At 68.6% G+C, this 25934-nt stretch carries 26 protein-coding genes and 1 tRNA gene; 13 read left to right on the forward strand and 14 right to left on the reverse strand.

Features of this window, described 5'->3' with window-relative positions; all coding sequences use genetic code 11:
* Positions 1-88: 88 nt before the first annotated feature.
* From fdxA to ACODSL_RS02980, 4 genes are all read left to right on the forward strand, one after another.
* Complete coding sequence (gene fdxA / locus ACODSL_RS02965; RefSeq protein WP_488899137.1) at positions 89-430, forward strand: ferredoxin FdxA; 342 nt, start codon at positions 89-91, stop codon at positions 428-430.
* A gap of 302 nt (positions 431-732) precedes the next feature.
* Entirely contained in the window at positions 733-1236 is a 504-nt protein-coding gene (locus tag ACODSL_RS02970; RefSeq protein ID WP_488899138.1) for a CarD family transcriptional regulator, read from the forward strand.
* 150 nt (positions 1237-1386) lie between these two features.
* Positions 1387-1986, forward strand: a complete 600-nt coding sequence (locus ACODSL_RS02975; protein ID WP_488899139.1) for a DUF938 domain-containing protein — start codon at positions 1387-1389, stop codon at positions 1984-1986.
* 223 nt (positions 1987-2209) lie between these two features.
* Complete coding sequence (locus ACODSL_RS02980) at positions 2210-2650, forward strand: acyl-CoA thioesterase (protein ID WP_488899140.1); 441 nt, start codon at positions 2210-2212, stop codon at positions 2648-2650.
* A gap of 2 nt (positions 2651-2652) precedes the next feature.
* Here ACODSL_RS02980 and ACODSL_RS02985 read toward each other — a convergent pair whose 3' ends face one another.
* A complete protein-coding gene (locus ACODSL_RS02985) occupies positions 2653-3093 on the reverse strand; it encodes an SRPBCC family protein (protein WP_488899141.1) in 441 nt (146 codons plus the stop codon).
* A 117-nt stretch (positions 3094-3210) separates the two neighbouring features.
* On the opposite strand from ACODSL_RS02985, the gene ACODSL_RS02990 reads away from it, so the two are divergent.
* Positions 3211-4086: an RNA polymerase factor sigma-32 gene (locus ACODSL_RS02990; RefSeq protein WP_488899142.1), complete on the forward strand. Its 876-nt coding sequence runs from the start codon at positions 3211-3213 to the stop codon at positions 4084-4086.
* Here ACODSL_RS02990 and ACODSL_RS02995 read toward each other — a convergent pair.
* The 3 genes from ACODSL_RS02995 to ACODSL_RS03005 form a co-directional block, all read right to left on the reverse strand.
* Positions 4083-5249: a glutathione S-transferase family protein gene (locus ACODSL_RS02995; protein WP_488899143.1), complete on the reverse strand. Its 1167-nt coding sequence runs from the start codon at positions 5247-5249 to the stop codon at positions 4083-4085. The two genes, ACODSL_RS02990 and ACODSL_RS02995, sit on opposite strands and share 4 nt — an antisense overlap.
* On the reverse strand, positions 5246-7450 hold the full coding sequence (locus tag ACODSL_RS03000) for an arylsulfatase (protein WP_488899144.1): 2205 nt from the start codon (positions 7448-7450) through the stop codon (positions 5246-5248). The genes ACODSL_RS02995 and ACODSL_RS03000 overlap by 4 nt, the downstream gene beginning before the upstream one ends.
* 83 nt (positions 7451-7533) lie before the next feature.
* A complete protein-coding gene (locus tag ACODSL_RS03005) occupies positions 7534-8835 on the reverse strand; it encodes a dicarboxylate/amino acid:cation symporter (protein ID WP_488899726.1) in 1302 nt (433 codons plus the stop codon).
* Between the two features lie 76 nt (positions 8836-8911).
* Between ACODSL_RS03005 and ACODSL_RS03010 the strand changes: the two genes are divergently transcribed.
* Positions 8912-8988, forward strand: a tRNA-Arg gene (locus tag ACODSL_RS03010).
* Between the two features lie 30 nt (positions 8989-9018).
* On the opposite strand, the gene ACODSL_RS03015 is transcribed toward ACODSL_RS03010, so the two are convergent.
* The 6 genes from ACODSL_RS03015 to ACODSL_RS03040 form a co-directional block, all read right to left on the reverse strand.
* The gene (locus tag ACODSL_RS03015) at positions 9019-10647 is read right to left on the reverse strand and encodes an ABC-F family ATP-binding cassette domain-containing protein (RefSeq protein ID WP_488899145.1); all 1629 of its coding nucleotides are present in this window, start codon (positions 10645-10647) and stop codon (positions 9019-9021) included.
* Between the two features lie 180 nt (positions 10648-10827).
* Positions 10828-11940, reverse strand: a complete 1113-nt coding sequence (locus ACODSL_RS03020; RefSeq protein ID WP_488899146.1) for an NAD(P)/FAD-dependent oxidoreductase — start codon at positions 11938-11940, stop codon at positions 10828-10830.
* Positions 11937-12758: a Rieske 2Fe-2S domain-containing protein gene (locus tag ACODSL_RS03025; RefSeq protein ID WP_488899147.1), complete on the reverse strand. Its 822-nt coding sequence runs from the start codon at positions 12756-12758 to the stop codon at positions 11937-11939. Before ACODSL_RS03025 ends, ACODSL_RS03020 begins: the two co-directional genes overlap by 4 nt.
* A gap of 9 nt (positions 12759-12767) precedes the next feature.
* Complete coding sequence (locus ACODSL_RS03030; RefSeq protein ID WP_488899148.1) at positions 12768-13562, reverse strand: DUF1499 domain-containing protein; 795 nt, start codon at positions 13560-13562, stop codon at positions 12768-12770.
* A gap of 104 nt (positions 13563-13666) precedes the next feature.
* Positions 13667-15088, reverse strand: coding sequence for a dihydrolipoyl dehydrogenase family protein (locus tag ACODSL_RS03035; RefSeq protein WP_488899149.1), 1422 nt, complete (start codon positions 15086-15088; stop codon positions 13667-13669).
* Positions 15085-15795 carry a TVP38/TMEM64 family protein gene (locus tag ACODSL_RS03040; protein WP_488899150.1) on the reverse strand — a complete coding sequence of 237 codons (711 nt, stop codon included), beginning with the start codon at positions 15793-15795 and terminating at the stop codon, positions 15085-15087. Before ACODSL_RS03040 ends, ACODSL_RS03035 begins: the two co-directional genes overlap by 4 nt.
* A 161-nt stretch (positions 15796-15956) precedes the next feature.
* Here ACODSL_RS03040 and ACODSL_RS03045 point away from each other — a divergent pair, with 161 nt between their 5' ends.
* The 6 genes from ACODSL_RS03045 (at position 15957) to ACODSL_RS03070 (ending at position 20590) form a co-directional block, all read left to right on the forward strand.
* The gene (locus ACODSL_RS03045) at positions 15957-16949 is read left to right on the forward strand and encodes a radical SAM protein (protein WP_488899151.1); all 993 of its coding nucleotides are present in this window, start codon (positions 15957-15959) and stop codon (positions 16947-16949) included.
* On the forward strand, positions 16946-17620 hold the full coding sequence (locus tag ACODSL_RS03050) for a TIGR04283 family arsenosugar biosynthesis glycosyltransferase (protein ID WP_488899152.1): 675 nt from the start codon (positions 16946-16948) through the stop codon (positions 17618-17620). Before ACODSL_RS03045 ends, ACODSL_RS03050 begins: the two co-directional genes overlap by 4 nt.
* Positions 17610-18191 carry a TIGR04282 family arsenosugar biosynthesis glycosyltransferase gene (locus ACODSL_RS03055; RefSeq protein ID WP_488899153.1) on the forward strand — a complete coding sequence of 194 codons (582 nt, stop codon included), beginning with the start codon at positions 17610-17612 and terminating at the stop codon, positions 18189-18191. Before ACODSL_RS03050 ends, ACODSL_RS03055 begins: the two co-directional genes overlap by 11 nt.
* 82 nt (positions 18192-18273) lie before the next feature.
* Entirely contained in the window at positions 18274-18756 is a 483-nt protein-coding gene (locus ACODSL_RS03060; protein ID WP_488899154.1) for a DoxX family protein, read from the forward strand.
* Positions 18757-18828: 72 nt separating this feature from the next.
* Entirely contained in the window at positions 18829-19518 is a 690-nt protein-coding gene (locus ACODSL_RS03065; protein ID WP_488899155.1) for a nitroreductase, read from the forward strand.
* Positions 19519-19558: 40 nt separating this feature from the next.
* Positions 19559-20590, forward strand: coding sequence for an alpha/beta fold hydrolase (locus ACODSL_RS03070; protein ID WP_488899156.1), 1032 nt, complete (start codon positions 19559-19561; stop codon positions 20588-20590).
* A 124-nt stretch (positions 20591-20714) separates the two neighbouring features.
* Here ACODSL_RS03070 and ACODSL_RS03075 read toward each other — a convergent pair whose 3' ends face one another.
* Both ACODSL_RS03075 and ACODSL_RS03080 read right to left on the reverse strand, forming a co-directional pair.
* Positions 20715-21479, reverse strand: a complete 765-nt coding sequence (locus tag ACODSL_RS03075; protein WP_488899157.1) for an SDR family oxidoreductase — start codon at positions 21477-21479, stop codon at positions 20715-20717.
* A 53-nt stretch (positions 21480-21532) separates the two neighbouring features.
* Positions 21533-22327: an enoyl-CoA hydratase-related protein gene (locus ACODSL_RS03080; RefSeq protein ID WP_488899158.1), complete on the reverse strand. Its 795-nt coding sequence runs from the start codon at positions 22325-22327 to the stop codon at positions 21533-21535.
* Between the two features lie 196 nt (positions 22328-22523).
* Here ACODSL_RS03080 and ACODSL_RS03085 point away from each other — a divergent pair, with 196 nt between their 5' ends.
* Positions 22524-23783: an acyl-CoA dehydrogenase family protein gene (locus ACODSL_RS03085; protein ID WP_488899159.1), complete on the forward strand. Its 1260-nt coding sequence runs from the start codon at positions 22524-22526 to the stop codon at positions 23781-23783.
* 21 nt (positions 23784-23804) lie between these two features.
* Here ACODSL_RS03085 and ACODSL_RS03090 read toward each other — a convergent pair whose 3' ends face one another.
* Positions 23805-24677 (reverse strand): SDR family NAD(P)-dependent oxidoreductase, encoded by an 873-nt coding sequence (locus ACODSL_RS03090; RefSeq protein ID WP_488899160.1) that lies wholly within the window; start codon positions 24675-24677, stop codon positions 23805-23807.
* Between the two features lie 84 nt (positions 24678-24761).
* A complete protein-coding gene (locus ACODSL_RS03095; RefSeq protein WP_488899161.1) occupies positions 24762-25934 on the reverse strand; it encodes a carboxynorspermidine decarboxylase in 1173 nt (390 codons plus the stop codon).

Consider the following 25934-nt stretch of genomic DNA (forward strand, 5'->3'; position numbering starts at 1 on the left):
GCGCTGAGAGACCTCGCCGCATTGACAAGCCGGCCCCTGCCTTTGAAAAGGCGCGCGCACTCAACCGTCTGGACCGCCAAGTTTTCCGATGACCTACATCGTCACCGACGCCTGCATCAAATGTAAGTTCATGGACTGCGTCGAGGTCTGCCCCGTCGACTGCTTCTATGAGGGTGAGAACTTCCTCGCCATCAGCCCCGACGAATGCATCGACTGCGGCGTCTGTGAACCCGAGTGCCCGGTCGACGCCATCAAGCCGGACACCGAGGACGAGCCCGACGGCAAGTGGCTGAAGATCAATTCCGAGTTCGCCAAGATCTGGCCGAACATCACGCTGAAGGGTGAACCGCCCGCCGACGCCGCCGACTTCGAGCGCGAGACCGGCAAGTTCGAGAAATACTTCAGCGACAAGCCCGGCAAGGGTTCCTGACGCCTCGGGACGGAATCCCCACCGGGGCAACGGACTTTCGCAACCCTTTCTTTACGCTCGATTTTGTGATACGGTCTCTCATGACGTGACGGGTCCGCCGTCGCGCCTTGGTTCAAGAACAGCCGCATCCGAACGGCGCGCCTGGCGAAGGCGAGGGTGTCCTAAAGGCCTATCCAATCTGACACGGCGCACTCCGCGGCCCCACCGCGGTCGGAGGAGCTTTCGCTGTCGTCGGACCGGCCTGGATGATTGGCCCGCGAGGGGGGAACCTCGCGGACAGGGTGCAAGAGAAGGACGAACATATGAGCAAGTCTGGTCTGGCGTTTTCGGTCGACGACCACGTGGTCTACCCCGCCCATGGCGTGGGCACGATCCGTGCCGTGGAGACCCAGGAAGTCGCCGGCATGTCGCTCGAGGTCTACGTCATCACCTTCGACCACGAGAAGATGACGCTGCGCGTACCGACCAAGAAGGCGGTCACCTCCGGCCTGCGTCCGCTGGCCGAGGGCAATGTCGTGTCCAAGGCCCTGACGACCCTCAAGGGCCGCGCCCGCGTCAAACGCACCATGTGGTCGCGTCGCGCCCAGGAATATGAAGCCAAGATCAACTCCGGCGACCTGATCTCGATCGCCGAGGTCGTGCGCGACCTGCACCGCGCCGAGAACCAGCCGGAACAGTCCTATTCGGAGCGCCAGCTCTATGAATCGGCGCTGGACCGCATGGCCCGCGAAGTCGCCGCCATCGAGAAAATCGATCGCGACGCGGCGGTGGGCATCCTGACCAAGTCCCTGCAGAAGGCCGCGTAAGTCTTTTTCGGGTGATGTGATTTCGTGAAACGCCCGGTGGAAACGCCGGGCGTTTTGCTTTGCGCGGGGACATGCACTTCAGTGCGTGTCCCCTGCCGCTTAGAAGTTGATGGGGACACGCACTGAAGTGCATGTCCCCGAGTGAGTTCCATGACCGACCTGCCGGCCTCCCCTTCGTCCGCCCGTAACCGCGAACCGATCCTCGAGCTCCTGCGGCGCTGGCTGCCGGCGACCGGGACAGTGCTGGAGGTGGCCAGCGGGCTGGGCGAGCATGCGGCCTGGTTCGCGGAGGCTTTGCCGGGGATCACCTGGCAGCCGACCGACCGGTCCGACGAGGCGTTTGACATCTTGCGCGCTCGGCGCGACGCGGCCGGTCTGGCCAACCTCGCGCCGCCGGTCGTCCTGAACGCCGCCGAGCCCGGGTCCTGGCCGCTGGACAAGGCCGACGCCATCGTCTGCATCAACATGGTCCACATCTCGCCCTGGGCGGCGACGCAGGGGCTGATGGCGGGCGCGGCGAAGGTGCTGCCGGCCGGCGGCGCGCTGATCCTCTACGGGCCCTACTTCGAGGCGGACGTCGAGACGGCGGCGAGCAACCTGGCGTTCGACGTCGACCTGAAGCGCCGCGACCCGGACTGGGGCCTGCGGGACCTGGCGGATGTCACCGCGCTGGCCGTCGACCACGGCCTGACCCTCGCCGAGCGGGTCGCCATGCCGGCCAACAACCTGTGTCTGCTGTTGCGGCGGTAGAATTTTTCATTTCCGCTCATCCCGACGAAGGCCGGGACCCAGGTGTTTTTGACGCAGCAGCTCACCTTGTCGGGTTAGTCGGCCGCCTTGCCTGAACCAAGGGCGGAAGCTCTGAGAAAGCCTGGGTCCCGGCCTTCGCCGGGATGAGCGGATTTGGGTGGCTTGCCCCGGCGGCGCCTGGTTAGACATCAAGCGGATCAAACCGCACAATCCGGACCCGCTCATGAAACCGCCCGCCTGGCGCCGGGACCGCGCCCTCTATCCGCACAGCGTCCGGGTGCAGACCCGCTATCACGACGAGGACCGGCTGGGGCACGTCAACAACATCGCCGTTGCGGCCTACTACGACGAGGCGCGGTCGCAGTTGATGCGGCGGACGTTTGAACTGACCGGCGGGCTGACCGGCGTGCGCATCGTCACCGCCGACGTGCGGGTCAGCTACATGGGCGAGGTGTTCCACCCCGGCGATGTCGAGGTGTTCTCCGGCATCCTGCGGGTCGGCAATTCGTCGTGGGAGATCGGCCAGACCATGTACCAGAACGACCAATGCGTCGGCGTCTGCGCGACCGTGCTGGTGCAGGCCTCGTCGGCGGGGTCGAGCGCCATCGTCCCCGAGCTGAGGGCGGCGCTGGAACAGTTGATGGTCGTCGCGCCGGCGGCCTGACGTCAGCCGACCTCGGCCACCCGCTTCGCCAGCGCCTGGTTGACCGCGACATAGTGGGGCCGGAAATCGCGCTCCAGCTTTTCGGCCGAGAAGGTCATGGCGAGCAAACCGCTCATGTTCTCGCCGTGGATCAGTCTTGTGCCCTCGGGCGCCGGCTCGAGCAGGAACAGGTGCGTGCCGTGGAACAGCAGCGGCACGACGCCCGTCCAGGCCAGGGCCGTGTAGGGCTCGAACCGTGTGAGCATTACCGTCTGGGTGACGGTCGCGCCGGGCTTGCCGGCCGGATTGAGGAAGGTCGTGCGGATCTTTCCACCCGCCCGGGCCTCGCCCTCGGCCGCGATGTTGAGCGGGTTCCACTCGTGGTAGCGGGCGAAATCGGTCAGCACCGCCCAGACCTTCGCCGGCGGCGCGGAAATGACGGCTTCAGTGCGGATCTGCTTCATGGACGGCCTCCCCGGAGACCGACGTTCTAGCGGTGATCGGACGAAAACGCATCATTGCGATGGTCAGGTGATCCACGGTTACCCACCGGTCGTATTGCCTTTCAAAGGAGACAGCCTATGGCGGTCGGATCAGAAGGCGGACTGGTTGAACGGCGCTTCATGCGTGACGCCATGCGGGCGCCGCTGCTGAACGTCGACCGGGAACAGGCGCTGGCCCGACGCTGGCGCGACGACGCCGACGACGCCGCGCTGCAGGAGCTGACCGGCGCCTATATGCGGCTGGTCATCGCCATGGCCTCGAAATTCCGCCGCTACGGCCTGCCGATGGCGGACCTTGTTCAGGAAGGCGCCGTGGGCCTGATGCAGGCCGCCGACCGGTTCGACCCGGATCGCGGCGTGCGCTTCTCGACCTACGCCGGCTGGTGGGTCCGGGCGGCCATGCAGGACTATGTCCTGCGCAACTGGTCGATCGTGCGGACCGGCACGACGGCTTCCGCCAAGAGCCTGTTCTTCAAGCTGCGCGGCCTGCGGGCGCGACTGGGCGATCTCGAAGGCCGGCTGACCGCCGAGGCCCGGTCGACCATCGCCACGGAGCTCGGCGTCGAGGAGGAGGAGGTCGAGGCCATGGCCTCGCGCATGGTCGGTCCCGACCGCTCGCTCGACGCGCCGATCAGCGCCGACGGCGAGGAGAATTGGCTGGGCCTGCTGCCCGACGAACGGGATCGGCCCGACCAGGTGGTCGAGGCCTCGATCGACGGCGAGCGTCGCAGCGGCCTGATCGGCCGCTCGATGGAGGCTCTGACCGCGCGCGAGCGGTCGGTGATCGAAGCCCGACGGCTGGCCGAGGATCCGGTCACGCTGGAAGCGCTGGGCGCGCGAATGGGCGTGTCGAAGGAGCGGGTGCGCCAGATCGAGCAGGTCGCCCTGAACAAGATGCGCGCCTACATCGAACGCGAGGTCGGCGATCCGGTCGAGGCCGGGCTGGTCGGCTAACGCGCGGCGCCGTCGTGGGCCGGCGGTCGGCCACGCCTTGGCGCGGCGCCGGGGGCCCAGGCGGTCTCCGGCGTCAGGAACGGCAGCCGACCCTGCGGGTCGAAGCCGATGTCCGGGGACGTGACCTGCCACAGCGGCGTCCAGGCTCCAGCCGCTTCCAGCCTTGACCGCACCGCCACCGCCGCGTCGGTCGGCAGCGCCGCGAACGCCGTCTGCAACGCCTTCAGACAATGGACCCGGTTGAGATTGACCGGCAGCCGCCAATTCACGCCTTGCAGCGCTACCGCGAATGTCGCCTGTCCCGCCGCCGCGGCTTCGGCGTTGGCGGCCAGATACGGCAGATAGCCGGTCGCCGCCTCCGCCAGGAAGGGCTCCCAGTCGTCCGGAACGGCGTCCAGGAGCGGCCGGTCCACGAAGGCCGAAGCCCTCGCGTTCCACATCCGCGCCACCCATTCGAACACCGCCGGCGCCGTGTCGCGCATGATCCGCGCCGGCGTCGGGTCGAGGCTGAAATGGCGGAACATCGAGCCCATGAAGCCGAAGTCCGCGAGACTTGGCCTGTCGCCGAGCAGGTAGGGGCGGCGGACAAGGATCGCCTCCAGCGCGGCGAGGGTCCGGCGATAGAGGTCCTCTACGGCGACGCGCGTGGACGGCGTGATCCCGTCGCCGCGCACATACTTGCGTTGCTGGCGCGCGATGATCACAGCCGTGCGCAGAGCCAGGGGTCCAGGCACATCGCGCAGCATCTCCGCGGCGATACGGCGGCCCATCAGCGCCGTGTCCGGCTGGAAGCTCCAGCGGTAGTGCAACGCCGGGCGCCAGAGCCATTCGTCGGCGTAGTCCTCGAGCAACAGGCTGAAGAAGCGCAGGGCGGGATCGCGCGGCGTGACCTCAGGTCCGGCGCGGCGCGCCTCGATCCAGTCGATGATCGCCGTCGTGTCGGTCATCCAGCGGCCATCGACCAGCTCGACGGCCGGCATCTGGGCCATCCCCGTCGCCCCGGCGGCGCGACGCAGGCCGGCTGTATCCATGTCGACAAAATCGAACGGCAGTTCGCAGTACCGCAGGTAGGCCTGCAGCTTGCCGGTGAAATAGGACAGATCGAGACCGTGCACCCGCATCCCGGCCAGGGCGGCCAGATCCGGGTGCGGGGCCTGGCTCATTTCGCCTTGTCGCCCATGACCCGAAGGCCCAGCAGGGTGACGGCGATCAGGACCGCTTCGATGACCATCGGCGGGATCAGGACCTGGCCGCCGTGGGTCAGGGCCAGGTTCAGCACCCGGCCGGTCAGGGCGATCGACAGCAGCAGCAGCACCGGCTTCAGCCACTTGGCGTCGTTACGGACAACGGCCAGCAGGAACATCACGCCCGACGCGCCGAAGAAGCCGGCCATGTCGGCCCGCAGCGTCCCGAGGCCGGCCGGTCCGTCGACCAGCAGCCCCATGGTCGCGCCGATCTTGTCGGGCGCCATCCAGAACCGGCTGGCGAGCAGCAGGGCCAGCAGGCCGATCAGGCCGATCAGGCCCCGCGTCAAAGTCCGGACCACAGGCCCCTCCCCTTTGGTTTCCCGCCACCGGGCGAAACGCCAGGCCGCGAATGCGATGAGCCCGAACACCACCAGCAGGCCCGCCGTCAGCGGGACGGCGAACTTCTCGGCGATGCGCAGGAAGATGTTCTTGGCGACCTCCTTGTCAGGCGCGTAGCCCGGCGGGATCTCGGCCACGCCGACCCGCGCCGCCCAGGCGCGGTAGTCGGCCAGCAGTTCTGCGGCCTTGCCCGGCATCGCCGCGCTGAGATCCTTCGTCTCGCCCGGATCGCTGGCGATGTCGTAGAGCCGCCAGCGCGGATCACCGAGGCCGCCGGCGTTGCGGGTCAGCTTCAGGTCGCCCTTGAACAGGGCCGAGTCCCCGGCCGCTTCCATCCCGATCGGCGCGTCGGGAGCATGGGCCCGATCGGCCACGCCGCTGAGCACGCCGCGCAGGCTGGCGCCCTCGATCGGCGCGGCCGGCGCGGGGGCGGCGGTGAGGCCGGCGTAGTCCAGCAGCGTCGGGGTGATGTCGCTGATGATCGAGAAGGCGTGGGTGGTGGCGGCCTTGCGCACGCCCGGCCCTGATACGATCAGCGGCACGCGCGTGCCGCCCTCCGAGGCGTAGAACTTGAACAGGCTCATCGGCGCGGCGGCCGCGCTGGCCCAGCCCGGCCCGATGGCCGCATAGGTTCCCTTGCCGCCCAGGCGCTTGCCGTCCCAGGCATAGCCGACGCTCTTCATCCAGAGCTTGAACACGGGCTCAACGGTCGGGTCGCCGGCTTCGGGGCCGTTGTCGGACAGCACGACGAACAGGGTGTTGTCGTACTGCCCGGTCGTCTTGAGATGGGCGATCAGGCGGCCGATGTGATGATCCGCCGCCTCCAGCATGCCGGCGTTGACCGCCATGCGTCTGGCGGCCAGCTGCTGCTCGGCAGGCGTCAGCCTGCTCCAGGCCTTCACATTCATCGGCATCGGCGCCAGCGGCGTGCCGGCCGGGATCAGACCCGCGCGGATGGCGCCCTCGTAGCGGCGCTGGCGCTGGGCCTGCCAGCCGTCCGCGTAGCGGCCCTCATACTTGCGGACATACTCGTCCGGCGCCTGGATCGGGATGTGGATGGCCAGCAGCGGCAGGTAGGCGAAGAACGGCCGCCCGTCGTCGGGCTTGCCATCGACGTAACGGATGAGGGTGTCGACCAGAAAGCGCGACGAATAATAGTCCTTCGGCAGCGTCGCCCGCTTGCCGTCCTCGAACCAGTCGGCCTGTTTGTAGATCGGGAAATAGGGCCGCTGCTCCCAGTTGTCCGACCCGGTGGCGTCCATCGGGAACGAGCGTTCGAAGCCGCGATCGACCGGCAGGTCGCCGGGCCCATGCCCCAGGTGCCACTTGCCGGCCATGTAGGTGTGATAGCCGCCGGCCTGCAGCCGACTGGCCAGCGTAACGACATTGGCCGCGAGACGGCCCTGGTAGGCCGGGTCGTGCCGGTGCTCGGGCGGCGTCGATTCCGGCAGGTTGGCGACCCCGGCCGTGTGGCTGTCGACGCCGGTCAGCAGCATCGCTCGCGACGGGGCGCACATCGGGGTGGCGTGGAAGTTGGCGAACCGCACGCCGGTGGCGGCCAGGCTGTCGATGGTCGGGGTGGCGATCTCGCCTCCATAGGCGCCGAAGTCGGTGTAGCCGGCATCGTCGACGACGATGACGACGATGTTGGGAGCCTTCACCGGAAGGGGGGCCGCGGCGCTCGGCCCGAAAGCCAGCGCCAACAGCCCCGCCGCCATGATCCCCAGGAGCCGCAGGCCGGCGCGATTCCCCTTCGCTCCCGCCAGCATCCCCGTCATGGCCGCTTTCCTCCCGTGACCCGCCCCCCGGCGGATGCAAATAATAGCACCCGGACTGCCAATTACCAGCGGGTAACTTGTGACTAGTCGGCCTCGGCCTCGGTCGCCGGGCCGGCCGCCAGCGGGTGGGCGTCGTGCGCGACCGGGCCCCGCGCCAGCTCGCGCGCGAGGGTGTCGCGGTCGAGCTCGCCCTCCCACCGGGCCACCACCAGCGTCGCCACGCCATTGCCGACCAGGTTGGTCAGGGCCCGGCACTCGCTCATGAACCGGTCGATTCCGACGATCAGGGCCAGGGCCGTGATCGGGATGTCGGGCACGACGGCGAGGGTCGCGGCCAGGGTGATGAACCCGGCCCCCGTAACGCCGCTGGCGCCCTTGGAGGTCAGCATGGCCACGCCGAGAATCGTCCCGAGCTGCCAGAGGTCCAGGTGGGTGTTGGTCGCCTGTGCCAGGAACAGCGTGGCCAGCGTCATGTAGATGTTGGTGCCGTCGAGGTTGAAGCTGTAGCCCGTCGGGATCACCAGGCCCGTGACCGACTTCGACGCGCCCAGCCGCTGCAGCTTCTCCATGATCTGCGGCAGCACCGACTCCGAGGAGCTGGTCCCCAGCACGATCAGCAGCTCCTCGCGGATGTAGCTGATGAACTTCAGGATCGAGAACCCGGCCAGCCGGGCGATCAGTCCCAGCACCACCAGCACGAAGATCAGGCTGGTGGCGTAAAAGGTCCCGATCAGCACGGCGAGGTTGCCGAGCGCCGCGACGCCGTACTTGCCGATCGTGAAGCCCATGGCCCCGAAGGCGCCGACCGGCGCGAACCGCACGACGATGTGGATGATGCCGAAGAACACCCGGCCGATCTGGTCCAGCGTGTCGGCGACCTTGTCGCCGAATTCGCCGAGTCGGGCGCAGGCGAAGCCGGTCAGGATGGCGATCAGCAGCACCTGCAGCAGCTCGCCGCTGGCCAGGGCGCTGAAGAAGGTGTCGGGGATCAGATGCAGCAGCCAGGCGACCACGCCGTCGCCATGCGCCGCCTTGGCCGCGTATTCGGCGGCGACCTTGGGGTCGAGGGTGGCGGGGTCGACGTTGAACCCCTGCCCCGGTTTGACGATCAGCCCGACCGCCAGGCCGACGCCCAGCGCCAGGGTCGAGACCACCTCGAAATAGATCAGCGTCTTGGCGCCGACCCGGCCGAAGGCCTTGAGGTCGCTCATCCGCGCGATGCCGCCGGCGACGGTGACGAAGATGACCGGCGCGATGACCAGCTTGATCAGCTTGATGAAGCCGTCGGCGAGCGGCTTGAGCGCCACTCCCGTGGCCGGCCACACGGCCCCGACGACGACCCCGAGCGCGATGGCGATCAGGACCTGGACATAGAGCAGCTTCAGATATCGCATGCGCCCCCCGGCAAGCTGGCGACGGGGTTCCGCTGAGCCTCCCCGCACGCTATGACCGGCGCCGCGTGGCCCGGTAGCTCAGCAGGATAGAGCAGCGCTTTCCTAAAGCGAAGGTCGGGGGTTCGAGTCCCTCCCGGGCCGCCAGCGCGACGAGCGGGTCGCTCGGTCCCGGTTCTAGCCGCCCGGGTGCAGCCCCGGGGCCTCCTGGCCGGTGCGGGCGACATACTCCGAGTAGCCGCCGCCATACTGATGGGCGCCCTCGGGGGTCAGTTCCAGCACTCGGTTCGACAGGGCTCCCAGGAAATGGCGGTCGTGGGAGACGAACAGCATCGTGCCCTCGAAGTCCGCCAGGGCCGCGACCAGCATCTCCTTGGTCGCCATGTCGAGGTGGTTGGTCGGCTCGTCGAGCACGAGCAGGTTCGGCGGATCGAACAGCATGCCGGCCATGACCAGCCGCGCCTTCTCGCCGCCGGAGAGGACGCGGCAGGGCTTTTCCACATCGTCGCCGGAGAAGCCGAAGCATCCCGCCAGGGTGCGCAGCGCGCCCTGCCCCGCCTGCGGGAACGAACTTTCGAGGGACTCGAAGATCGTCTCCTCGCCGTCCAGCAGGTCCATGGAATGCTGGGCGAAGTAGCCCATGCGGACGCTGGCGCCGATGTTGACCGTACCCTGGTCGGGCGTGATGGCGCCGGCCACCAGCTTCAGCAGCGTCGACTTGCCCGCGCCGTTGGCCCCGAGGACGCACCAGCGCTCCTTGCGGCGCACGAGGAAATCGAAACCGTCGTAGATCGACTGGGCACCGTAGCCCTTGTGGACGCCCCGCAGGTTGATCACGTCGTCACCCGACCGCGGCGGGCTCCTGAACTCGAACTGCACCGACTGGCGGCGGCGCGGCGGCTCGACGCGGTCGATCTTGTCGAGCTTCTTCACCCGGCTCTGGACCTGGGCGGCGTGCGAGGCGCGCGCCTTGAACTTCTCGATGAACCTGATTTCCTTGGCCAGCATCGCCTGCTGGCGCTCGTACTGCGCCTGGCGCTGCTGTTCGCTGAGCGCGCGCTGCTGGTCGTAGAAGTCGAGGTCGCCCGAATAGGTGATCAGCGAGCCGCCATCGATCTCCACTACCTTGCCGATGATGCGGTTCATGAAGGCGCGGTCGTGCGAGGTCATCAGCAGCGCGCCGTCATAATTCTTGAGGAAGGCCTCGAGCCAGATCAGGCTTTCCAGGTCGAGGTGGTTGCTGGGTTCGTCCAGCAGCATGCCGTCGGGCCGCATCAGCAGGATGCGGGCCAGCGCCACGCGCATTTTCCAGCCGCCGGACAGCAGGCCGACATCCGCGTCCATCCGCTCCTGACTGAAGCTCAGGCCGGCCAGCACTTCGCGCGCCCGGGCTTCCAGCGCATAGCCATCCAGCTCCTGAAAGCGCTCCAGCACCTCGCCGTAGCGCTCCATGACGGCGTCCAGCTGGTCGGCCTGGTCGGGATCGACCATGGCCGCTTCAAGCGTCGACATCTCGGCGGCGAGCGCGCTGACGGGACCGACTCCGTCCATGACGGCGGCGACGGCGCTCTGGCCTGACATCTCGCCGACGTCCTGGCTGAAGTAGCCGATCGTCATGCCGGGATCGATGACGACAAGGCCGTCGTCGGGCTGCTCCTGGCCGGTGATCATCCGGAACAGCGTCGTCTTGCCGGCGCCGTTCGGGCCGACCAGCCCGACCTTCTCCCCCTTCTGGACGCCCATCGAGGCTTCGATGAACAGGATCTGGTGGCCGTTCTGCTTGGAGATGTTGTCGAGGCGGATCATGGGGCGGTCTGCTAGCCCGGGCGCAGGACGAACACCAGCCTTCGAGTCAGGTCGAGCCACGGGGCAGCGTCGTTCGCAGAAGCGCTCTTGAAGGGCCCCGGGGAAACAATCTGTCGACCTTCGACGACCTCTCTCTTGCTGGAGCCGGCTCGCCCCCTGACTGCCCGCTCCGCCAGACAATCACTGGTGAGCCGGGCTGCCGCGCGACCGGGTGACAAATCCCAAGTCGAGCCGGCGCTTGAGGTGCAGCGGGAGGCGTCCGAGCCACCAGCTGCGGCCGCGGAGGGCCAGGCCGGTTCCGTCGCCGAGGTCCATGATCGACAGCCAGGTCGTCTGGGGCCTGAAGGCCTCGAGCGGCCGCCCGTGCGCCAAGGCGGCCAGGTTGCGCGCCAGAACCGGCGACGCCCTCACGCCGAAGACGCCCACGCAGGGTCGCGGATCCGAAGCGATCATCGCGCAGTCGCCGGTGGCGAAGATCCGCGCGTCGCCGGTCGTCTGCAGGGTTGGGAGGGTCAGCAGCCGGCCTTCGGGATCAACCGGCAGGCCGAGGCCGCCCAGCATGTCGGGCGCGACCAGGCCGGTCGCCAGAATGAGGGCGTCGCAGTCCAGTTCCTGACCCGAGGCCAGCCGACAGACCCTCTCGCCGCGCGACACGACCTTTCCGTCCACGACGGTCGCCCCACGTCTTTCAATCGCTGCGACCACGGCCCGGATCGCGGCCGGCGGAGCCCACGCGCCGCCGGGCGGCGGACCGACAAGCGTCACCCGGGGCGCTGCGCCGGACCGATCGCAACGCCCGATGAGCGCCGCCGTGACCTCGATCCCGGCCTGACCGGTTCCGGCGACCACCAGGGCGGGACATCGGCCAGTCCGCGCGATCCCGGCCTGAAGCCAGCGTCCAAGGTCCAGCAGGCGCGACAGCGGCTTTACCGACCAGACGTTGGCCGCGCCCCCAAGCGCGTGGAGATTGGCGGTCCGGCTGCCGATGTTCAGCGACAGGGCGTCCCAGGCCAGCGTCGTTCCGTCCAGGAGGGTGATCTGGCGGCCTTCGCGGTCAATCGCCACAACCTCGGACGCGTGAAACGCGACGCCGATCTCGGCGGCCAGTCCCGCCACATCGATCTCTCCCGCGTCAGGCTCGACGGCGCCCGAGAGGATGCCGGTGGCCAGTCCGGAATAGTGAAATCGCGGGGGGCTGATCAGGCTGAGCTCGATGCCCGCGCGGCGCAGTCGGGGGGCGTGCCGCAGCAGGCCCAGATGCGCATGACCGGCCCCGGCCAGGAGGACTCTCATCGACAGACGACGACGTCGCCCTGCTCCACGAGCACGCGTGGCGCCGGGGCCAGAGTCAGGCCCCGCCCGTCGGTACTGGCGCCGGTGAGAACGTCGAACGCGTAATCATGCCACGGACAGCGGATGCAGCCGTCGACCACCGGCGCCTCCCCGAGCGGCCCGAGCCAGTGGGGACAGGTGGCGGCGTGGGCGATCAGCCGGCCGTCCAGCTCAAGCAGTCGAAACCGCTCCCCGCCGAACTCGACGAGCCGCGGCAGGGTGGCGCGGACAGCCTCGACGGGGCCAAGGTTCAGGGCGGCTACAACGTCCCGCGAGACGGTCCGACGCGCGGACAGCGCCCGGTCGCGCTCGACCATCATCGCCTCGTCCTCGTCCCATAGCCCGGCGTAGATCTCGATGTAGCGCTCACCGATCCGGGCGAGACGGTCAGGCCGGGCCTCGGCGACATGAAAGCTGACCGCGACCGCCGTCCGGTCGGTCCCCAGCGGCGTCAGGGTTGTCCAGATCTCGGCCCCCGCGCCGGGCCCCTCGACCGTCGCTGAACAATAGCGACCGGCCACCCTGGCGATCCGCACTTCAATGGTCTGCGCGCGCGACTCGTCGCCCGGCTGGTTCACCACCCGGGCGCGCCAGCCCCAGGGGCCACTGTCCAGCAGCGTGATGCCGTGGAACTGGCCGCTGTGCAGCGCCGGGAGATGTTCCCAATCGAGCACGTTCTCCCAGACCCGGGCGATCGCCACGGCGACGACCCGGTCATACCGGCCGGCCAGGTGAAGCCCGGGACCAGGCGACAGCGTCGTCTCGGAGGCGCCCGGCATCAGGCTCGACTACCCGCCCGCCGGCGCCTTGGCCTTGATCGCCGCCAGCAGGGCGCGGACCCGTTTGGCGTTGGCGCCCAGATCACTGACGCCGACCCGCGAGGTCGAGCGAACGTCGATGACCGACGCGGCCGCCGTGGCGCCGGGGCGGACCCGGATGACCACGTCATCCTTGAATCCGAACCAGAAGGACTCGGCGACAGCCTCGACCCGGCCGTTGGCGGCGTCGGTGGTGACGGCCTTCAGGCCCTGGGCTGTGGCGGCCTCGGCGGCGATCCGGGTGGCGTCGGCGGCCGGGACCGCCAGGGTCAACGGCTGGATGTCCGGATTGGCGGCCTGTCCGACCTCGCCGACGGACTTGCCCTTCAGCATGGGAACGGGCGCTGTCATCGAGGTCACCGGGTTGCCGCCACCGATGGCGGCGCGCGCGGCGACAACGGCCGGTGAATACTGCGGCGGGTCCTGGATGTTGGTCGCGATGTCGTGGATCGGCGGAATGGTCTTGGCCTTGCTCATCACGCTGACGACGAAGCCGAGCGCGAGCGCGGGAACCGCCAGCGCGACCAGCGCACGGCCCCAACCCCGGCGCGGCTTGACCACAAGCGACAGGATCAGCCCGATCAGCGCAATGCCGAAGACGCCGAACAGCACCAGGGCGCCGAGCTTGAACACCAGCAGGCCGAAGCCGATCCGCCATTCGAACAGGCCGAACTTCGTGCCCAGGGCGGCGACCACGAAATACACCGGCAGCAGGACCGCCAGGACGAACGCAAGGCGAACCCAGCCATCACGGAACTTCGACATCTTTCCCCTCCAGCCTGTCCGCGACCGATGATCCGGACAGTCGTTTTCTGGCGACCAGCATGCGCCCGAACCGGGCAAGGCCGCCAGCCTGTGATTGACCTGCGTTAGCCGAACCGTTTCAGAATTGAGACCAGGCGGCGCGTCGCCGGTGAGAACAGCGCGCCTGTGTACCATTGTCCGGCCAGCCGCTTGTTGATCTCGCCGCGCGTCGGATAGGGCGCGATCATCCCGGTCAGCTGGCTCAGCTTCAGGCCGGTGGTCATCGTCAGCACCCAGAGCGGCAGGTGATCGCCGGCGTGGACGCCGACAAGGGTCACACCGAGAATCTTGCCGCGCTTGCTGGCGACCAGTTTGGCGAAGCCGCGGATATCGCCCTCGGCCTGGGCGCGGTCGTTGTCGGCGAACGGCTGGACGAGCACCCTGACATCATCGCCATGCGCAGCCCGCGCCTGGGCCTCGGTCAGACCGACGGCCGCCAATTCGGGACTGGTGTACGTGACCCGGGGCACCAGAAGCGTGTCGGCGTTGATCGGCGCGGCGAACAGCGCCTTGCGGACAAACAGGCCCGCATGGGCGCCGGCCAGATGGGTGAACTGGCCGCGCCCCGCGGCGTCACCGATGGCGAAGACACGGCGGTTGCTGGTCCGCAGGGACCGGTCGGTCTTCACGCCCGCCCTGTCGAACACGACGCCGGCCACATCCAGATTGAGACCGTCGAGACTGGCCTGTCGGCCGAGCGCGATCAGCAGATGAGATCCGGCGATGCGCTGCTCGCCGTTCGGACCAGAGACGACAACCGTCGGACCGGGCTCCACCCGGACGGCCTTGCGCCCGGCCAGCACCGAGACGCCGTCGGCCTTCAGCTGGTCGACCACGACCGCGGCGGCGTCAGGATCCTCGCGACCCAGGACGGCATCGGCCTCGATCAGAGTGACCTGCGCGCCCAGGCGGCGGAACGCCTGGCCGAGCTCCGCCCCGATCGGCCCGCCGCCCAGAACGATGAGGTGTTCGGGACAGGCCTTGAGCTCAAAGATGCTCTCGTTGGTCAGGTAGGGCACGGCGTCCAGCCCCGGGATCGGAGGGACCGCGGCGCGGGAGCCCGTCGCGATGACGACCTTGCGGGCCGTGACCCGGACGCTGTCGCTTTCCACCACGCGGCGGTCGCGGAACCTCGCGGCCTCTCGCACAACCCGGACGCCGAGGCCCTCGAAGCGCTCCTGGCTGTCGATCGGCGCGATCTCGGCGATCACGTGATGCACGCGGGCCATGACGGCGGCGAAGTCGACCTTCACACCGGACGCCGATATGCCGAGCGCCGTGCTGTGGCCGGCCACATGGGCCGCGTCGGCGGCGGCGATCAGGGCCTTGGACGGCACGCACCCGTAGTTGAGGCAGTCGCCGCCCATTTCGCCCTTTTCAAACAGGACGACCTTGAGCCCCAGCTGGGCGGCGCCGGCGGCGACCGACAGCCCTCCAGACCCCGCTCCGATGATCGCCAGGTCGGCGCGGACGCGGTCCTGTTTCACGAGGCCTTCCCCTTCCCGGAGCGGAACCGCTGGAACAGCGTCGTTCCGAGCGACAGCAGACCCAGCGCCACCAGCGGACCGATGACGTAGGGCTCGAAGATGATCTTCAGGTTCGGCTCGCCGCCCCGCGCCAGAACCTGGCCGATACCGGCGCCGACGCTGGAGTAGATGAAGGTCGCCGGCATGATCCCGATGAGGGTTGCGAGCGCGTAGGCCCGCAGCGGCGCATTGGCCAGGGCCGAGGCCACATTGACCAGCCAGAACGGGGCCAGCGGGATCAGCCGCAGCGTCAGGATATAGCCGAACGCGCCCTCCCGGACGCCATCCATGACGGCCTTGAGCCGTCCGCCGGACGCCTCGGCCCGCTCACGCAGGGAGGCGCCGAGGGACGTCCGGACAATGGCGAACACCAGGATCGCGCCGATCGTCGCGCCGACGACCGTCGCCGAACCGCCTACCCAGGTCCCGAACAAGAAGCCGCCGGCAAGCGTCAGGAAGAGGGCGCCGGGGATGCTGACCGCCGTCGCCGCCGCATAGACAGCGATGAACACCAGCAGGCTCAGCGCCAGATTGCTGGTCACAAAGCCGCGCAGCATCGCCTCGTTGGCCTTGAGGGCGTCGAGACTGAGATAGCGCCCCGCCCCGCTGGCGAACACAGCGATGACCGCCGCCACCAGGAGCAGAAGCGGTCCATATCGTTTGAGCATGCTTGTCGTCCCCCAAGGCCGAACGGTACCGGCCGACGCCTATCTGCGCTGGAAATTGGTCGCGCGTCACCTAAGTCAATACCTTGGCGGCTCGGGGGCGGACATGTCACTCTCCGGAGACCATGGCAGTCGGGGCGGCGAACTTGGACCAGCGAACAGACGTGCGGACGACTGACAGCATTGGCCCCGCGCCGCTGTCGCCGTTCGTGTCGCCATCGGCGCCGCGGATGGATCCCCTGAAGTTCCGCGACCCTTGGGTCACGCTCGACGGATCGCGCCGCGCCTCGGTGGCCCTGACGGGGCTGGACACGCTTTGGTTCAACACCGGCACCCTGTGCAACATCGCCTGCCTGACCTGCTACATCGAGAGCTCTCCGCGCAACGACGCGCTCGTCTATCTGACGACCGATGAGGTCGCCGACTATCTGGCTGAGATCGAGACGACCGGCCTGGAGACCCGCGAAATCGGCTTCACCGGCGGCGAGCCATTCATGAACGCCGAGATCATCGCCATGCTCGAGGCGGCCCTGGCGTCCGGCCGGGAGACCCTCGTCCTGACCAACGCCATGCGCCCGATGCGGCGCTTCGAGCGACAACTCGTCGACCTGCGCGCGCGGTACGGCGCGGCGCTGACACTGCGGGTCAGTCTGGACCACTACAGCCGTGAGGTTCACGAAGCCGAACGGGGCGCCGACACCTGGGCACCCGCCCTCGCCGGTCTGGTCTGGCTGGCCGAAAACGGCTTCTCGCTGGCCATCGCGGGACGACGGCTTGGCGACGAGACAGAGGATGCGGCCCGCGCCGGGTATGCCGAGCTGCTGGCCGGGCTGGGCATCAGGCTCGACGTCAACGATCCGTCGCGGCTGGTCCTGTTCCCCGAGATGGATGTGACGCGTGACGCCCCCGAAATCACCGAGGCCTGCTGGGGCATCCTCAGCGTCGCCCCGGACTCGATGATGTGCGCCTCGAGCCGGATGGTGGTGAAGCGCAAGGGCGCCGGACGGCCGGCGGTCGTAGCCTGCACCCTGACGCCCTATGACCCGCAGTTCGAACTTGGACACACCCTGGCCGAAGCCCTGGGCAGCGTGCAGCTCAACCATCCGCACTGCGCGCGGTTCTGCGTCCTCGGCGGCGCCAGCTGCAGCGGGCGATGACGCCGCGACTTTCCGTCATTATCCCGACCCTGAACGCGGCCGGCGATCTGCCGGCGGTTCTGGCGGCCCAGGATCCCGGTGACGAGGTCATCGTGGTGGACGGCGGATCGACGGATGGCGGCCCGGCGCTGGCCCGGTCCCTCGGCGCCGTCGTTCTGGAGACGCCGCCCGGTCGCGGCGGCCAGCTGGCGGCCGGCGCAGATGCGGCGACCGCTGACTGGATGCTGTTTCTGCACGCCGACACCTTGCCCGCTCCCGACTGGCGAGACGAGGTCGACCGCCACATGCAGGCGCACGACGGCGCGCGAACCGCGGCCTTCTTTCGGTTCAGGCTGGACGATCCGTCCGTTGAGGCGCGCCGGCTGGAGCGGCTGGTCGCGGCGCGTGTCGCGCTGTTCAGCCTGCCCTATGGCGATCAGGGACTGCTGATCCACCGGGATCTCTACCGCGCGGTCGGCGGCTATCGACGACTGCCTCTGATGGAGGATGTCGACCTGGTCTGGCGGCTGGGCCGGCGCCGCCTGACCCCGCTGGACATCGACGCGACCACCTCGGCGCGCCGCTGGCGTCGGGACGGCTGGCTCAGGCGCAGCGCCCTCAACCTGCTCTGCCTGACTCTTTTCCGGCTCGGGACGCCCGCCCCCTTGATCGCGCGGCTCTATGGACGCTGACCGCCGCCATCTGGTGATTTTCGCCCGAACCCCGGCGTTCGGCGTCGGCAAGCGCCGACTGGCGGCCGGGATCGGTGAAATGGCCACCCTGCGGTTCCAGCGGTTCATGCTCGCCGACCTGCGACGCCGGCTGGGCCGGGACCGCCGGTGGCGTACGTGGCTGGCCCTGACCCCCGACCGGGACGGTCGCGGGCGTCCTGACGGCCTGCCGCAGGGCGGCGGTGACCTGGGGCAGAGACTTCGAAGGCTGTTGAAGTCGCTGCCGCCGGGTCCGGTCGTGGTCATCGGGTCGGACACCCCCGGCGTCACCCCGTCCGACATAGCCTCCGCCTTTCGTGCGCTGGGCGCCGCCGACGCCGTGTTCGGTCCGGCGCTCGACGGCGGCTACTGGCTGATCGGACTGAGGCGGACACCGCGGCGACTGGATCCGTTCGAGGGGGTCCGCTGGTCGACGGATCATGCGCTCGCCGACACCCTGGCCAATCTGGAGGGGCGACCTGTCGCCCGGCTGCGGACCCTGGAGGACATTGACGACCACCAGAGCTTCAAGCGCAGCCGGCATTTCCGCTAACCCCGGTCACACCGGGACATCAGGGAATGCACGCCGGACGCCTTCAGGTGTTAGGCTTGCCCGTCAAGACCAGGGGAACCCCATGCCTCAACTGCTGATACCGGCCGCGATCATCCTCGGGCCAATAGCGCTTGTGGCCCTGGTCAGCCTGGTCCGGCGATCCGTGCGGTTCCGGTGGGCCAACGTTTTCAGGCTCTACCTGACTCTGATGTTCGGCTTCTTCGGGCTCTACGGCCACATCCTGCATCCGCAGTCCGTGGTCGAGCTCATTCCGCCCTCTTTTCCGCTGCGGACTGAGTCCAGCTACGCCAGCGGCGTGCTGGAACTGGCGTTCGCGATCCTGATCTGGACGCGCTGGGCCCGGATCACCGGCTGGGTCATCATCGCCTATCTGGCGCTGGTGCTGCCGTTCAACATCTATGGCTGGACGGTCGCGACCAATGTGCCGAGCTATGCCAATTCGCCCTGGTATCTGTGGATCCGCATTCCGCTGCAGGCGGTGTTCATCGCCTTCGCCTGGTTCGGAACCCGGAGTCGGAAAGATCCGTCAGGGCTACATCCCTGATTTTCCGCTGGACTGACGGCGCGTCACAAGTCTCAAGACGTCGAACGCCATAGCGCCAATTCAGGGTCACACATGAAGTTCGACGACGTCATCCGCGGCCGCCGCAGCATCCGGGGCTACAAGCCCGATCCGGTTCCCAAGGCGCTGATCGAGGAAATCATCAGCCTGGCGATGCGCGCGCCGTCATCGATGAACACCCAGCCCTGGAACTTCTACGTCGTCACCGGCGAACCGCTGAACCGCATCCGCGCCGGCAATACCGAGCGGACCCTGGCCGGCGTGCCGCAGTCGCGCGAGTTCCGCACGGGCCAGGCTTTCGCCGGGCAGCACCGCGACCGGCAGGTCGGCGTCGCCAAGCAGCTGTTCTCCGCGATGGGCATTGCCCGCGACGACGCGGACATGCGCCAGGACTGGGTGCTGCGGGGCTTCCGCCAGTTCGACGCCCCCGTCTGCATCATCGTGACCTATGACCGCGTGCTGGACGGCAGCGACGATACGCCGTTCGACTGCGGCGCCGTGGCGACCAGCCTGGTCAACGCCGCCTGGTCCCGCGGCCTGGGCGCCGTGATCAACAGCCAGGGCATCATGCAGTCGCCGGTGGTGCGGGAGCACGCCGGCATCGCCGATGACCAGGTCATCATGAAGAGCATCGCGCTGGGCTGGCCGGACGCGACCTTCCCCGCGAACGCCGTCGTGTCGGAACGCAAGTCGGTCGAGGAAGCGACGGTGTTCGTCGGCTTTGAGGAGCCGGCAAAGGGCTGATCGACGGCCCATCCGATCCGTGACCGGATTGGAGCGCTGGATGCAGAAGGGGGAAGCCGGGTTGAGCGATATCCTGACAACCGCGGCCGGAACGCCGTTCGTGCGGACGCCGGACGTCAATTTCGAGGGTCTGTCCGACTTTCCCCACGCCCCCAACTACCTGACGTTCGAGGGGCTCAGGCTTCACTACGTCGACGTCGGCCCGACCGCCGGGCCCGTGGCCCTGCTGATGCACGGCATGCCGACCTGGAGCTTTCTCTACCGGCATGTCATCGCCGGACTGGTCGCGGCCGGCTGGCGGTGTATCGCCGCCGACCACATCGGCTTCGGTCGCTCGGACAAGGTGACCGATGAGGGCTGGTACTCGATCAGCCGTCACGTCGCCGCACATCGGGCCCTGATCCAGTCGCTCGACCTCCGGGACGTGACGCTGATCTGTCAGGACTGGGGCGGACCGATCGGCCTCGCGCAGGTCGCCGACATGCCGGAGCGCTTCGCGCGCCTCGTGATCATGAATACCTGGCTTCATCACGCCGGCTACGACTACACGCCGGCGCTCCGGCAATGGAATGCGCAGTGGCAGGCCGGCGGCCTGTTCGAGGCCAACATCCCCGACCCGCTGTCGATCGGCTGGTTCATGATGCTCGCGACCGGCCGGATCTCGCCGCCCGACCTGTTCGGCATCATCAACAACCGTAGTCATCCGCCCCTCGATCCTTTGGCCGATGCGGCGCGACGCGGCTACGACGCCCCCTTCGAAGGCTTCGGCGTAGAGGCGCACGCCGGTCCGAGGCGATTCCCCCTGAGCCTGCCGTTTTACAACCCGGAAGGCGGCGCGGCGGAAGACCAGGCGCGTTGGCACGCGGCGCTCGGCGACTGGCGCAAGCCGGTCCACTTCATCTGGGGTGGAGAGGACGCCGTCTTCACCGAGGCCTGGGGCAGACGCTGGGCCAGCGCCTTCCCGCAGGCCACCTTCGATCTGCTTCCGGAAGCGAGGCACTTCCTGCAGGACACGCACGGCGCCGAAATCGCCGGGACGGTTCTCCGCCGGGTCGCCGAGGAACAGCGATAGTCATCCCCGTCGACTGACGGCTGAACCAGGACCAATTCGCCCGTGGCCGCACGGTCAACGCACCTTCGGCGGGCGCCCCACGACCCCGTCGCTGCCGGGCGCGGCATAGTGCGTGGCGGGCGCGCTAGCCTTCGTAGCGGCGGTTGAGCTTGCGCATGCCGCCGATCCAGCGGCCGTAGTCGGCGGTCTTGTTGCGCATGTAGTCGAGCACCTGGGGGTGCGGCAGGATCAGGAACTGCTCGGCGGCGATGGCCTGGACGACCATCTCGGCGAGGGGCTCCGGCTCCATCATCCCGTCGACGCTGGCCACGCCGTCGGGGTTGCCGGCCGTCATCGCCGTGCGCACGGCCTGGGGACAGAGGACCGAGACCTTGATGCCCTGGTCGCCGTGAGTGATGGCCAGCCATTCCGCGAGACCGACGGCGGCGTGCTTGGTCACCGCGTAGGGCGCCGAACCAATCTGGGTCAGCAGGCCGGCCGCCGAGGCGGTGTTGAGCAGGTAGCCGCCGCCGCGCGCGGCCATCAGGGGCACCAGATGCCGGGCGGCCCAGACATGGGCCATGACGTTGATGTCCCAGATCCGCTGCCAGTCGTCGTTGGACGCTTCCGCCCCGCCCGCGACTCCGATGCCGGCGTTGGAGCAGAACAGGTCGATCGGACCGTGGTCGCGCTCGACCCTCTCGATCAGGCCCTGGATGTCGGCCTCGCGGCTGACGTCGACCCTGAAGGCCACGCCGCCGATGCCCTCGGCGGTCGCCTTGGCGCCGGCTTCGTCGCGGTCGGCGCAGACGATCAGCCGCGCGCCCTCCGCCGCGAAGCGCTGGGCCATGGCGCGGCCAATGCCGCTGGCGGCGCCGGTGACGACGATGATGCGGTCCTTGAGATCCATGACGCTCGCGCTCCCCGTAGGATTTTGTTCTGACTGGACAGGGTCGTTGAGCCCTAGCGGCCGCGGAACACCGGCGGACGCTTCTCGACGAAGGCCAGGGCGGCGGCCTTGTGATCCTCGGTGGCCATGGTGCGGACCATGTGGATCGCCTCGGCGTCCATGACCTCGGAGAGCGAGCCGTGCTCGGCGATGGCGAGGTTCTTCTTCATGTAGCCGATCGCCGCGGTCGGCAGGTCGGCCAGGCGGCGGGCCAGCGCGGCGGCTTCGCGGGCGAGGTCGGCGGCGGGTACGGCGCGGTTGACGATACCGAGCCGAGCCGCCTCGGCGCCGGTGATGACGTCGGCGGTGAAGTAGAGCTCGCGCGCCTTCGCCGACCCGACCAGCTTTGAGAGGAAGTAGCTGCCGCCGTAGTCGCCCGAAGCGCCGATCTTCGAGAAGGCTGTGGTCATCTTGGCGTCCTCGGACGCGATACGGAAATCGCAGGCGAGCGCGATCGACAGGCCCGCGCCGGCGGCTGCGCCGGGAATCACGGCCAGCGTCGGCTTGGGCATCTCGTGCAGCCAGCGGCTGAAGTCCATGCCGTTGCGCAGGCTGTTGACCCGCTGGTCAAAGGTCGGCGCCTCGCCGGTGGGAGCCGCCACGAAGCCCTTCACGTCGCCGCCGGCGCAGAACGCCCCGCCAGCGCCCGTGATGACCACGGCCCGGACATTGGGATCCAGCGACAGTCGCGGCGCGGCCGCGGAGAGAGCCGCCAGCAGCTCGCCGGTCAGAGCGTTGCGCGCCTCCGGCCGGTTCATCGTCAGGGTGGCGACGCCGTCCTCGAAAGTCTCGATCAGCTGGTCGGTCATGGTCATCGTCCTTGTTCGCGGGCGTCGGCGTCGGGGTTCGGCCTGGAGCCTAGTTCAGCGTCCGGAGGCGGGCCACCGCGAGATTTGCATTGACCCCACGGCGCCCCCCTTCCAGGGTGTCAGTCAAACAACTGTTTGACGCAGAGTCGGGCGCGCTGCAATCGCGGTGTTGGCCCACCGATCCGGGGAGACCGCCATGAACAATGTCGTCGACATCCGTCCCGACGCCGAGGCCGAGCTGAACAACCTGGCCATGTCGAAGTCGGCCCAGCCTTTGATGGAGGCCGTCAAACGGCACATCGCCGAGAACGTCGAGCCGATCACGGAGGAGTTCTACCGGCTGGGCGAGAACCGCAAGGATCGCTGGAGCTGGGCGCCGGGGCAGCTGGAGCTGCTGGAAACCGCCAAGGACAAGGCCAAGGCCTCCGGCCTGTGGAACTTCTTCCTGCCCGAGAGCGAGATCGGCCGCGGCCTGACCAACCTCGACTACGCCTATATCGCCGTGGAGCTGGGCAAGAGCCCGCTGGCCTCGGAGAGCCTCAACTGCTCGGCCCCCGACACCGGCAACATGGAAGTGCTGGAACGCGTCGGCACGCCGGAGCAGAAGGAGCGCTGGCTGAAGCCGCTGCTGAACGGCGAAATCCGCTCCTGCTACGCCATGACCGAGCCGGGCGTGGCCTCATCGGACGCCAAGAACATCGCCACCCGGGCCGAGCTCGTCGGCGACGAGTGGGTGATCAACGGCGAGAAGTACTACATCTCCGGCGCCGGCGACCCGCGCTGCAAGATCATGATCTGCATGGTCAAGACGAGCCCGGACGCCGCGTCCCAGTACCAGCAGTCACAGATCCTCATCCCCATGGACACGCCCGGCGTGGAGATCCTGGGCGGCATGCAGGTGTTCGGCCACGACCACGCACCGCGCGGTCACATGCACCTGAAGCTGAACAATGTGCGGGTGCCCAGGGAGAACATCCTGCTGGGCGAAGGGCGCGGCTTCGAGATCAGCCAGGTGCGCCTGGGTCCCGGCCGCATCCACCACTGCATGCGCTCGATCGGCAAGGCCGAGCGGGCCCTGGACCTGATGGTCAAGCGGGCGACGACACGCGTCGCCTTCGGCAAGCCGCTGATCCAGCTGGGCGGGAATCTTGAGCTGGTGTCTCGCGCGCGCATCGAGATCGAGGCCATGCGGCTGATGGTGCTGAAGGCGGCCAAGGCCATGGACGTTCTGGGCAACCAGGAAGCCCGCGTCTGGGTCAGCATGGTCAAGGCCATGGTGCCCGAGAAGGTCTGCCTGATCATCGACCAGGCGATCCAGATTCACGGCGCCACCGGCATCTCCCAATGGACGCCGCTGGCCGAGCTCTACACCGACGTGCGCCACCTGCGCTTCGCCGATGGTCCGGACGAGGTGCACCACATGGTCGTCGGCCGGGCCGAGCTGAGGCAGCACTGAGACCTTTTGGGCCTCCGGGGTTCAGCCCCCGGGGCCCATCCCGGTGACCGGGAACGCCGGTTCTTCCAGACCCTGCAGGGCCGGGCTGGCGTCAGCCTGGTCGAAGCCGGTCATGATGCGGGAGAAGCGGTCCTGGACGGCAACCCGCATGCCCGGATGGGTGAAGATGTAGCGCTCGTCGTTCTGGATCGCTTCCAGCACCCGGCGACCAACGCGTGTCGGGTCGATGCCGCCCTGGACGAACTCCGAGGCCACCAGGTTTTCCGGGGCGTCCGGACCGCCGAAGCGGTCGGGGCGGTTGCGGCGCGACTGGTCGATCCTGGTCTTCACGAAGCCCGGGCAAAGAACGCCGACGCCGATGTTCTCGGGCGACAGCTGCACGGCCCAACCTTCCGACAGAGCGACCACGGCGTACTTGCTGGCGCAATAGGGCTCCATGCCGGGGGGCGAGATGAGGCCGGCCATCGAGGCGGTATTGACCACATAGCCGCCTTCGCCGTGGGCGCGCAGGTGCGGCAGGAAGGTCTCCATGCCGTAGACGACGCCCATCAGGTTGACTTCCATCACCCAGTCCCAGTCGGCCGCGGCGACCTCGCCGACAGGGCCGCCGGCCCCGACGCCGGCGTTGTTGCAGACGACATGGACCTTGCCGAAGGTCTCGAGGGTTTTCTCGGCGGCGGCCTGCAGGGCGGCGCGGTGGGCCACGTCGCAGAGCACGCCGGCGGCGCGGATCTGACGCTCCTCCAGACCTTTCACCGCTTCAGCAAGCGCCGTCGCCTCGATGTCGGCGAGCATCACCGACATGCCGGCCGCGCCGAAGGCCTCGGCCATGGCCAGGCCGATGCCGCTGGCGCCGCCGGTGATGAAGGCTGTCTTGCCGCTGACGTCGCGCATGGGAGGTCCTTTCGAAGCGCCGGTCCGCCCGCGTCCGTTTCGCGGCGAATCCCGATCCCATCGACATACACCCACGGCGCGCGATCAGGAGAGCCGGTCGCGAAAATCCTCGTAGGCGAACTGGCGGACCAGGGTCACGGCGTCGGTCTCGCTGTTCCACAACGCGATCGCCGGTAGAGGCACCCCGTTGAACGTGTTGGTCTTGACCATCGAATAGTGGGCCTGGTCGAGGAAGGCGATCCTGTCGCCCGGACGGGGCGCGGTGGCGAAGCCGTAGTCGCCGATGATGTCGCCCGCCAGGCAGGAGGGCCCGCCGATCCTGACCGTGACGCCGTCGCTGTGCTCGTTGAGAAGGGCCGGCCGGTAGGGCGCCTCGATCACGTCGGGCATGTGGCAGGTGGCCGAGATGTCGGTGATCGCCACCGGCATGGCGTTGTCGAAGGTATCGAGGATTTCGCCGACCAGGATGCCGGTATCCAGCGCGATGGCCTCGCCGGGTTCAAGGTAGAGCTGCAGATCGTGGCGCCCGGCGATTCCACGCAGGAAGGCGACCAGATCGTCCCGTCGGTAATCCGCGCGGGTGATGTGATGGCCGCCGCCGAGGTTGAGCCATTTCAGGCCCGGCAGCATCCCGGCGATGCGGGGTTCCAGCGAGGCCCAGATGCGCTCGAGCGGTTCGAAGCCCTGCTCGCACAGCGCATGGACATGCAGGCCATCGACACCCTCGAGATGCTCCGGGCGCAGTTGCGACACCGGAAAGCCCAGCCGCGAGCCGGCCTGGCAGGGGTCGTACTTGGCGACCTCGGCCTCGCTGTGCTCGGGGTTCAGGCGCAGGCCGATGTCGAACGTCTCGCCCTGTTCCCGCGCGGCGGCGATCAGGTCGCCGAACCGGGCGATCTGGTCCGGCGAGTTGAAGATCACGGAGTCGGACAGCCGCAGGAGCTCGGGCAGGTCCTCGCGCTTGTAGGCCGGACTGTAGGTGGTCAGGTGACCGCGGTAGTGCTCGCGCGCCAGCCGGGCTTCCCACAGGCCCGAGGCGCAGGTCCCGTCGAGGTGCGCCCCGACCAGGTCGGCCAGCGACCACATCGAGAAGGCCTTGAGCGCCAGCAGGACCCGGGCGCCGGACCGGGCGCCGATATCCTGCAGCACCTTGAGATTGTGCCGGACGGCGACCTCGTCGACCACGAAGCAGGGCGACGGGACGCGGGTCAGATCAAAGCGGGCGAAAGCGCCGGGGCCGGCGGACCTGGTTTCCAT

This window comes from Caulobacter sp. FG121 (assembly GCF_057809815.1).

Excerpts from the sequence above, each read along its gene's own strand:
- fdxA (WP_488899137.1), top strand. The coding sequence starts at position 89 with ATGACCTACATCGTCACCGACGCCTGCATCAAATGTAAGTTCATGGAC.
- ACODSL_RS02970 (WP_488899138.1), top strand. The coding sequence starts at position 733 with ATGAGCAAGTCTGGTCTGGCGTTTTCGGTCGACGACCACGTGGTCTAC.
- ACODSL_RS02975 (WP_488899139.1), top strand. The coding sequence starts at position 1,387 with ATGACCGACCTGCCGGCCTCCCCTTCGTCCGCCCGTAACCGCGAACCG.
- ACODSL_RS02980 (WP_488899140.1), top strand. The coding sequence starts at position 2,210 with ATGAAACCGCCCGCCTGGCGCCGGGACCGCGCCCTCTATCCGCACAGC.
- ACODSL_RS02985 (WP_488899141.1), bottom strand. The coding sequence starts at position 3,093 with ATGAAGCAGATCCGCACTGAAGCCGTCATTTCCGCGCCGCCGGCGAAG.
- ACODSL_RS02990 (WP_488899142.1), top strand. The coding sequence starts at position 3,211 with ATGGCGGTCGGATCAGAAGGCGGACTGGTTGAACGGCGCTTCATGCGT.
- ACODSL_RS02995 (WP_488899143.1), bottom strand. The coding sequence starts at position 5,249 with ATGAGCCAGGCCCCGCACCCGGATCTGGCCGCCCTGGCCGGGATGCGG.
- ACODSL_RS03000 (WP_488899144.1), bottom strand. The coding sequence starts at position 7,450 with ATGACGGGGATGCTGGCGGGAGCGAAGGGGAATCGCGCCGGCCTGCGG.
- ACODSL_RS03015 (WP_488899145.1), bottom strand. The coding sequence starts at position 10,647 with ATGATCCGCCTCGACAACATCTCCAAGCAGAACGGCCACCAGATCCTG.
- ACODSL_RS03020 (WP_488899146.1), bottom strand. The coding sequence starts at position 11,940 with ATGAGAGTCCTCCTGGCCGGGGCCGGTCATGCGCATCTGGGCCTGCTG.
- ACODSL_RS03025 (WP_488899147.1), bottom strand. The coding sequence starts at position 12,758 with ATGCCGGGCGCCTCCGAGACGACGCTGTCGCCTGGTCCCGGGCTTCAC.
- ACODSL_RS03030 (WP_488899148.1), bottom strand. The coding sequence starts at position 13,562 with ATGTCGAAGTTCCGTGATGGCTGGGTTCGCCTTGCGTTCGTCCTGGCG.
- ACODSL_RS03040 (WP_488899150.1), bottom strand. The coding sequence starts at position 15,795 with ATGCTCAAACGATATGGACCGCTTCTGCTCCTGGTGGCGGCGGTCATC.
- ACODSL_RS03050 (WP_488899152.1), top strand. The coding sequence starts at position 16,946 with ATGACGCCGCGACTTTCCGTCATTATCCCGACCCTGAACGCGGCCGGC.
- ACODSL_RS03055 (WP_488899153.1), top strand. The coding sequence starts at position 17,610 with ATGGACGCTGACCGCCGCCATCTGGTGATTTTCGCCCGAACCCCGGCG.
- ACODSL_RS03060 (WP_488899154.1), top strand. The coding sequence starts at position 18,274 with ATGCCTCAACTGCTGATACCGGCCGCGATCATCCTCGGGCCAATAGCG.
- ACODSL_RS03065 (WP_488899155.1), top strand. The coding sequence starts at position 18,829 with ATGAAGTTCGACGACGTCATCCGCGGCCGCCGCAGCATCCGGGGCTAC.
- ACODSL_RS03070 (WP_488899156.1), top strand. The coding sequence starts at position 19,559 with ATGCAGAAGGGGGAAGCCGGGTTGAGCGATATCCTGACAACCGCGGCC.
- ACODSL_RS03075 (WP_488899157.1), bottom strand. The coding sequence starts at position 21,479 with ATGGATCTCAAGGACCGCATCATCGTCGTCACCGGCGCCGCCAGCGGC.
- ACODSL_RS03080 (WP_488899158.1), bottom strand. The coding sequence starts at position 22,327 with ATGACCGACCAGCTGATCGAGACTTTCGAGGACGGCGTCGCCACCCTG.
- ACODSL_RS03085 (WP_488899159.1), top strand. The coding sequence starts at position 22,524 with ATGAACAATGTCGTCGACATCCGTCCCGACGCCGAGGCCGAGCTGAAC.
- ACODSL_RS03090 (WP_488899160.1), bottom strand. The coding sequence starts at position 24,677 with ATGCGCGACGTCAGCGGCAAGACAGCCTTCATCACCGGCGGCGCCAGC.
- ACODSL_RS03095 (WP_488899161.1), bottom strand. The coding sequence starts at position 25,934 with ATGGAAACCAGGTCCGCCGGCCCCGGCGCTTTCGCCCGCTTTGATCTG.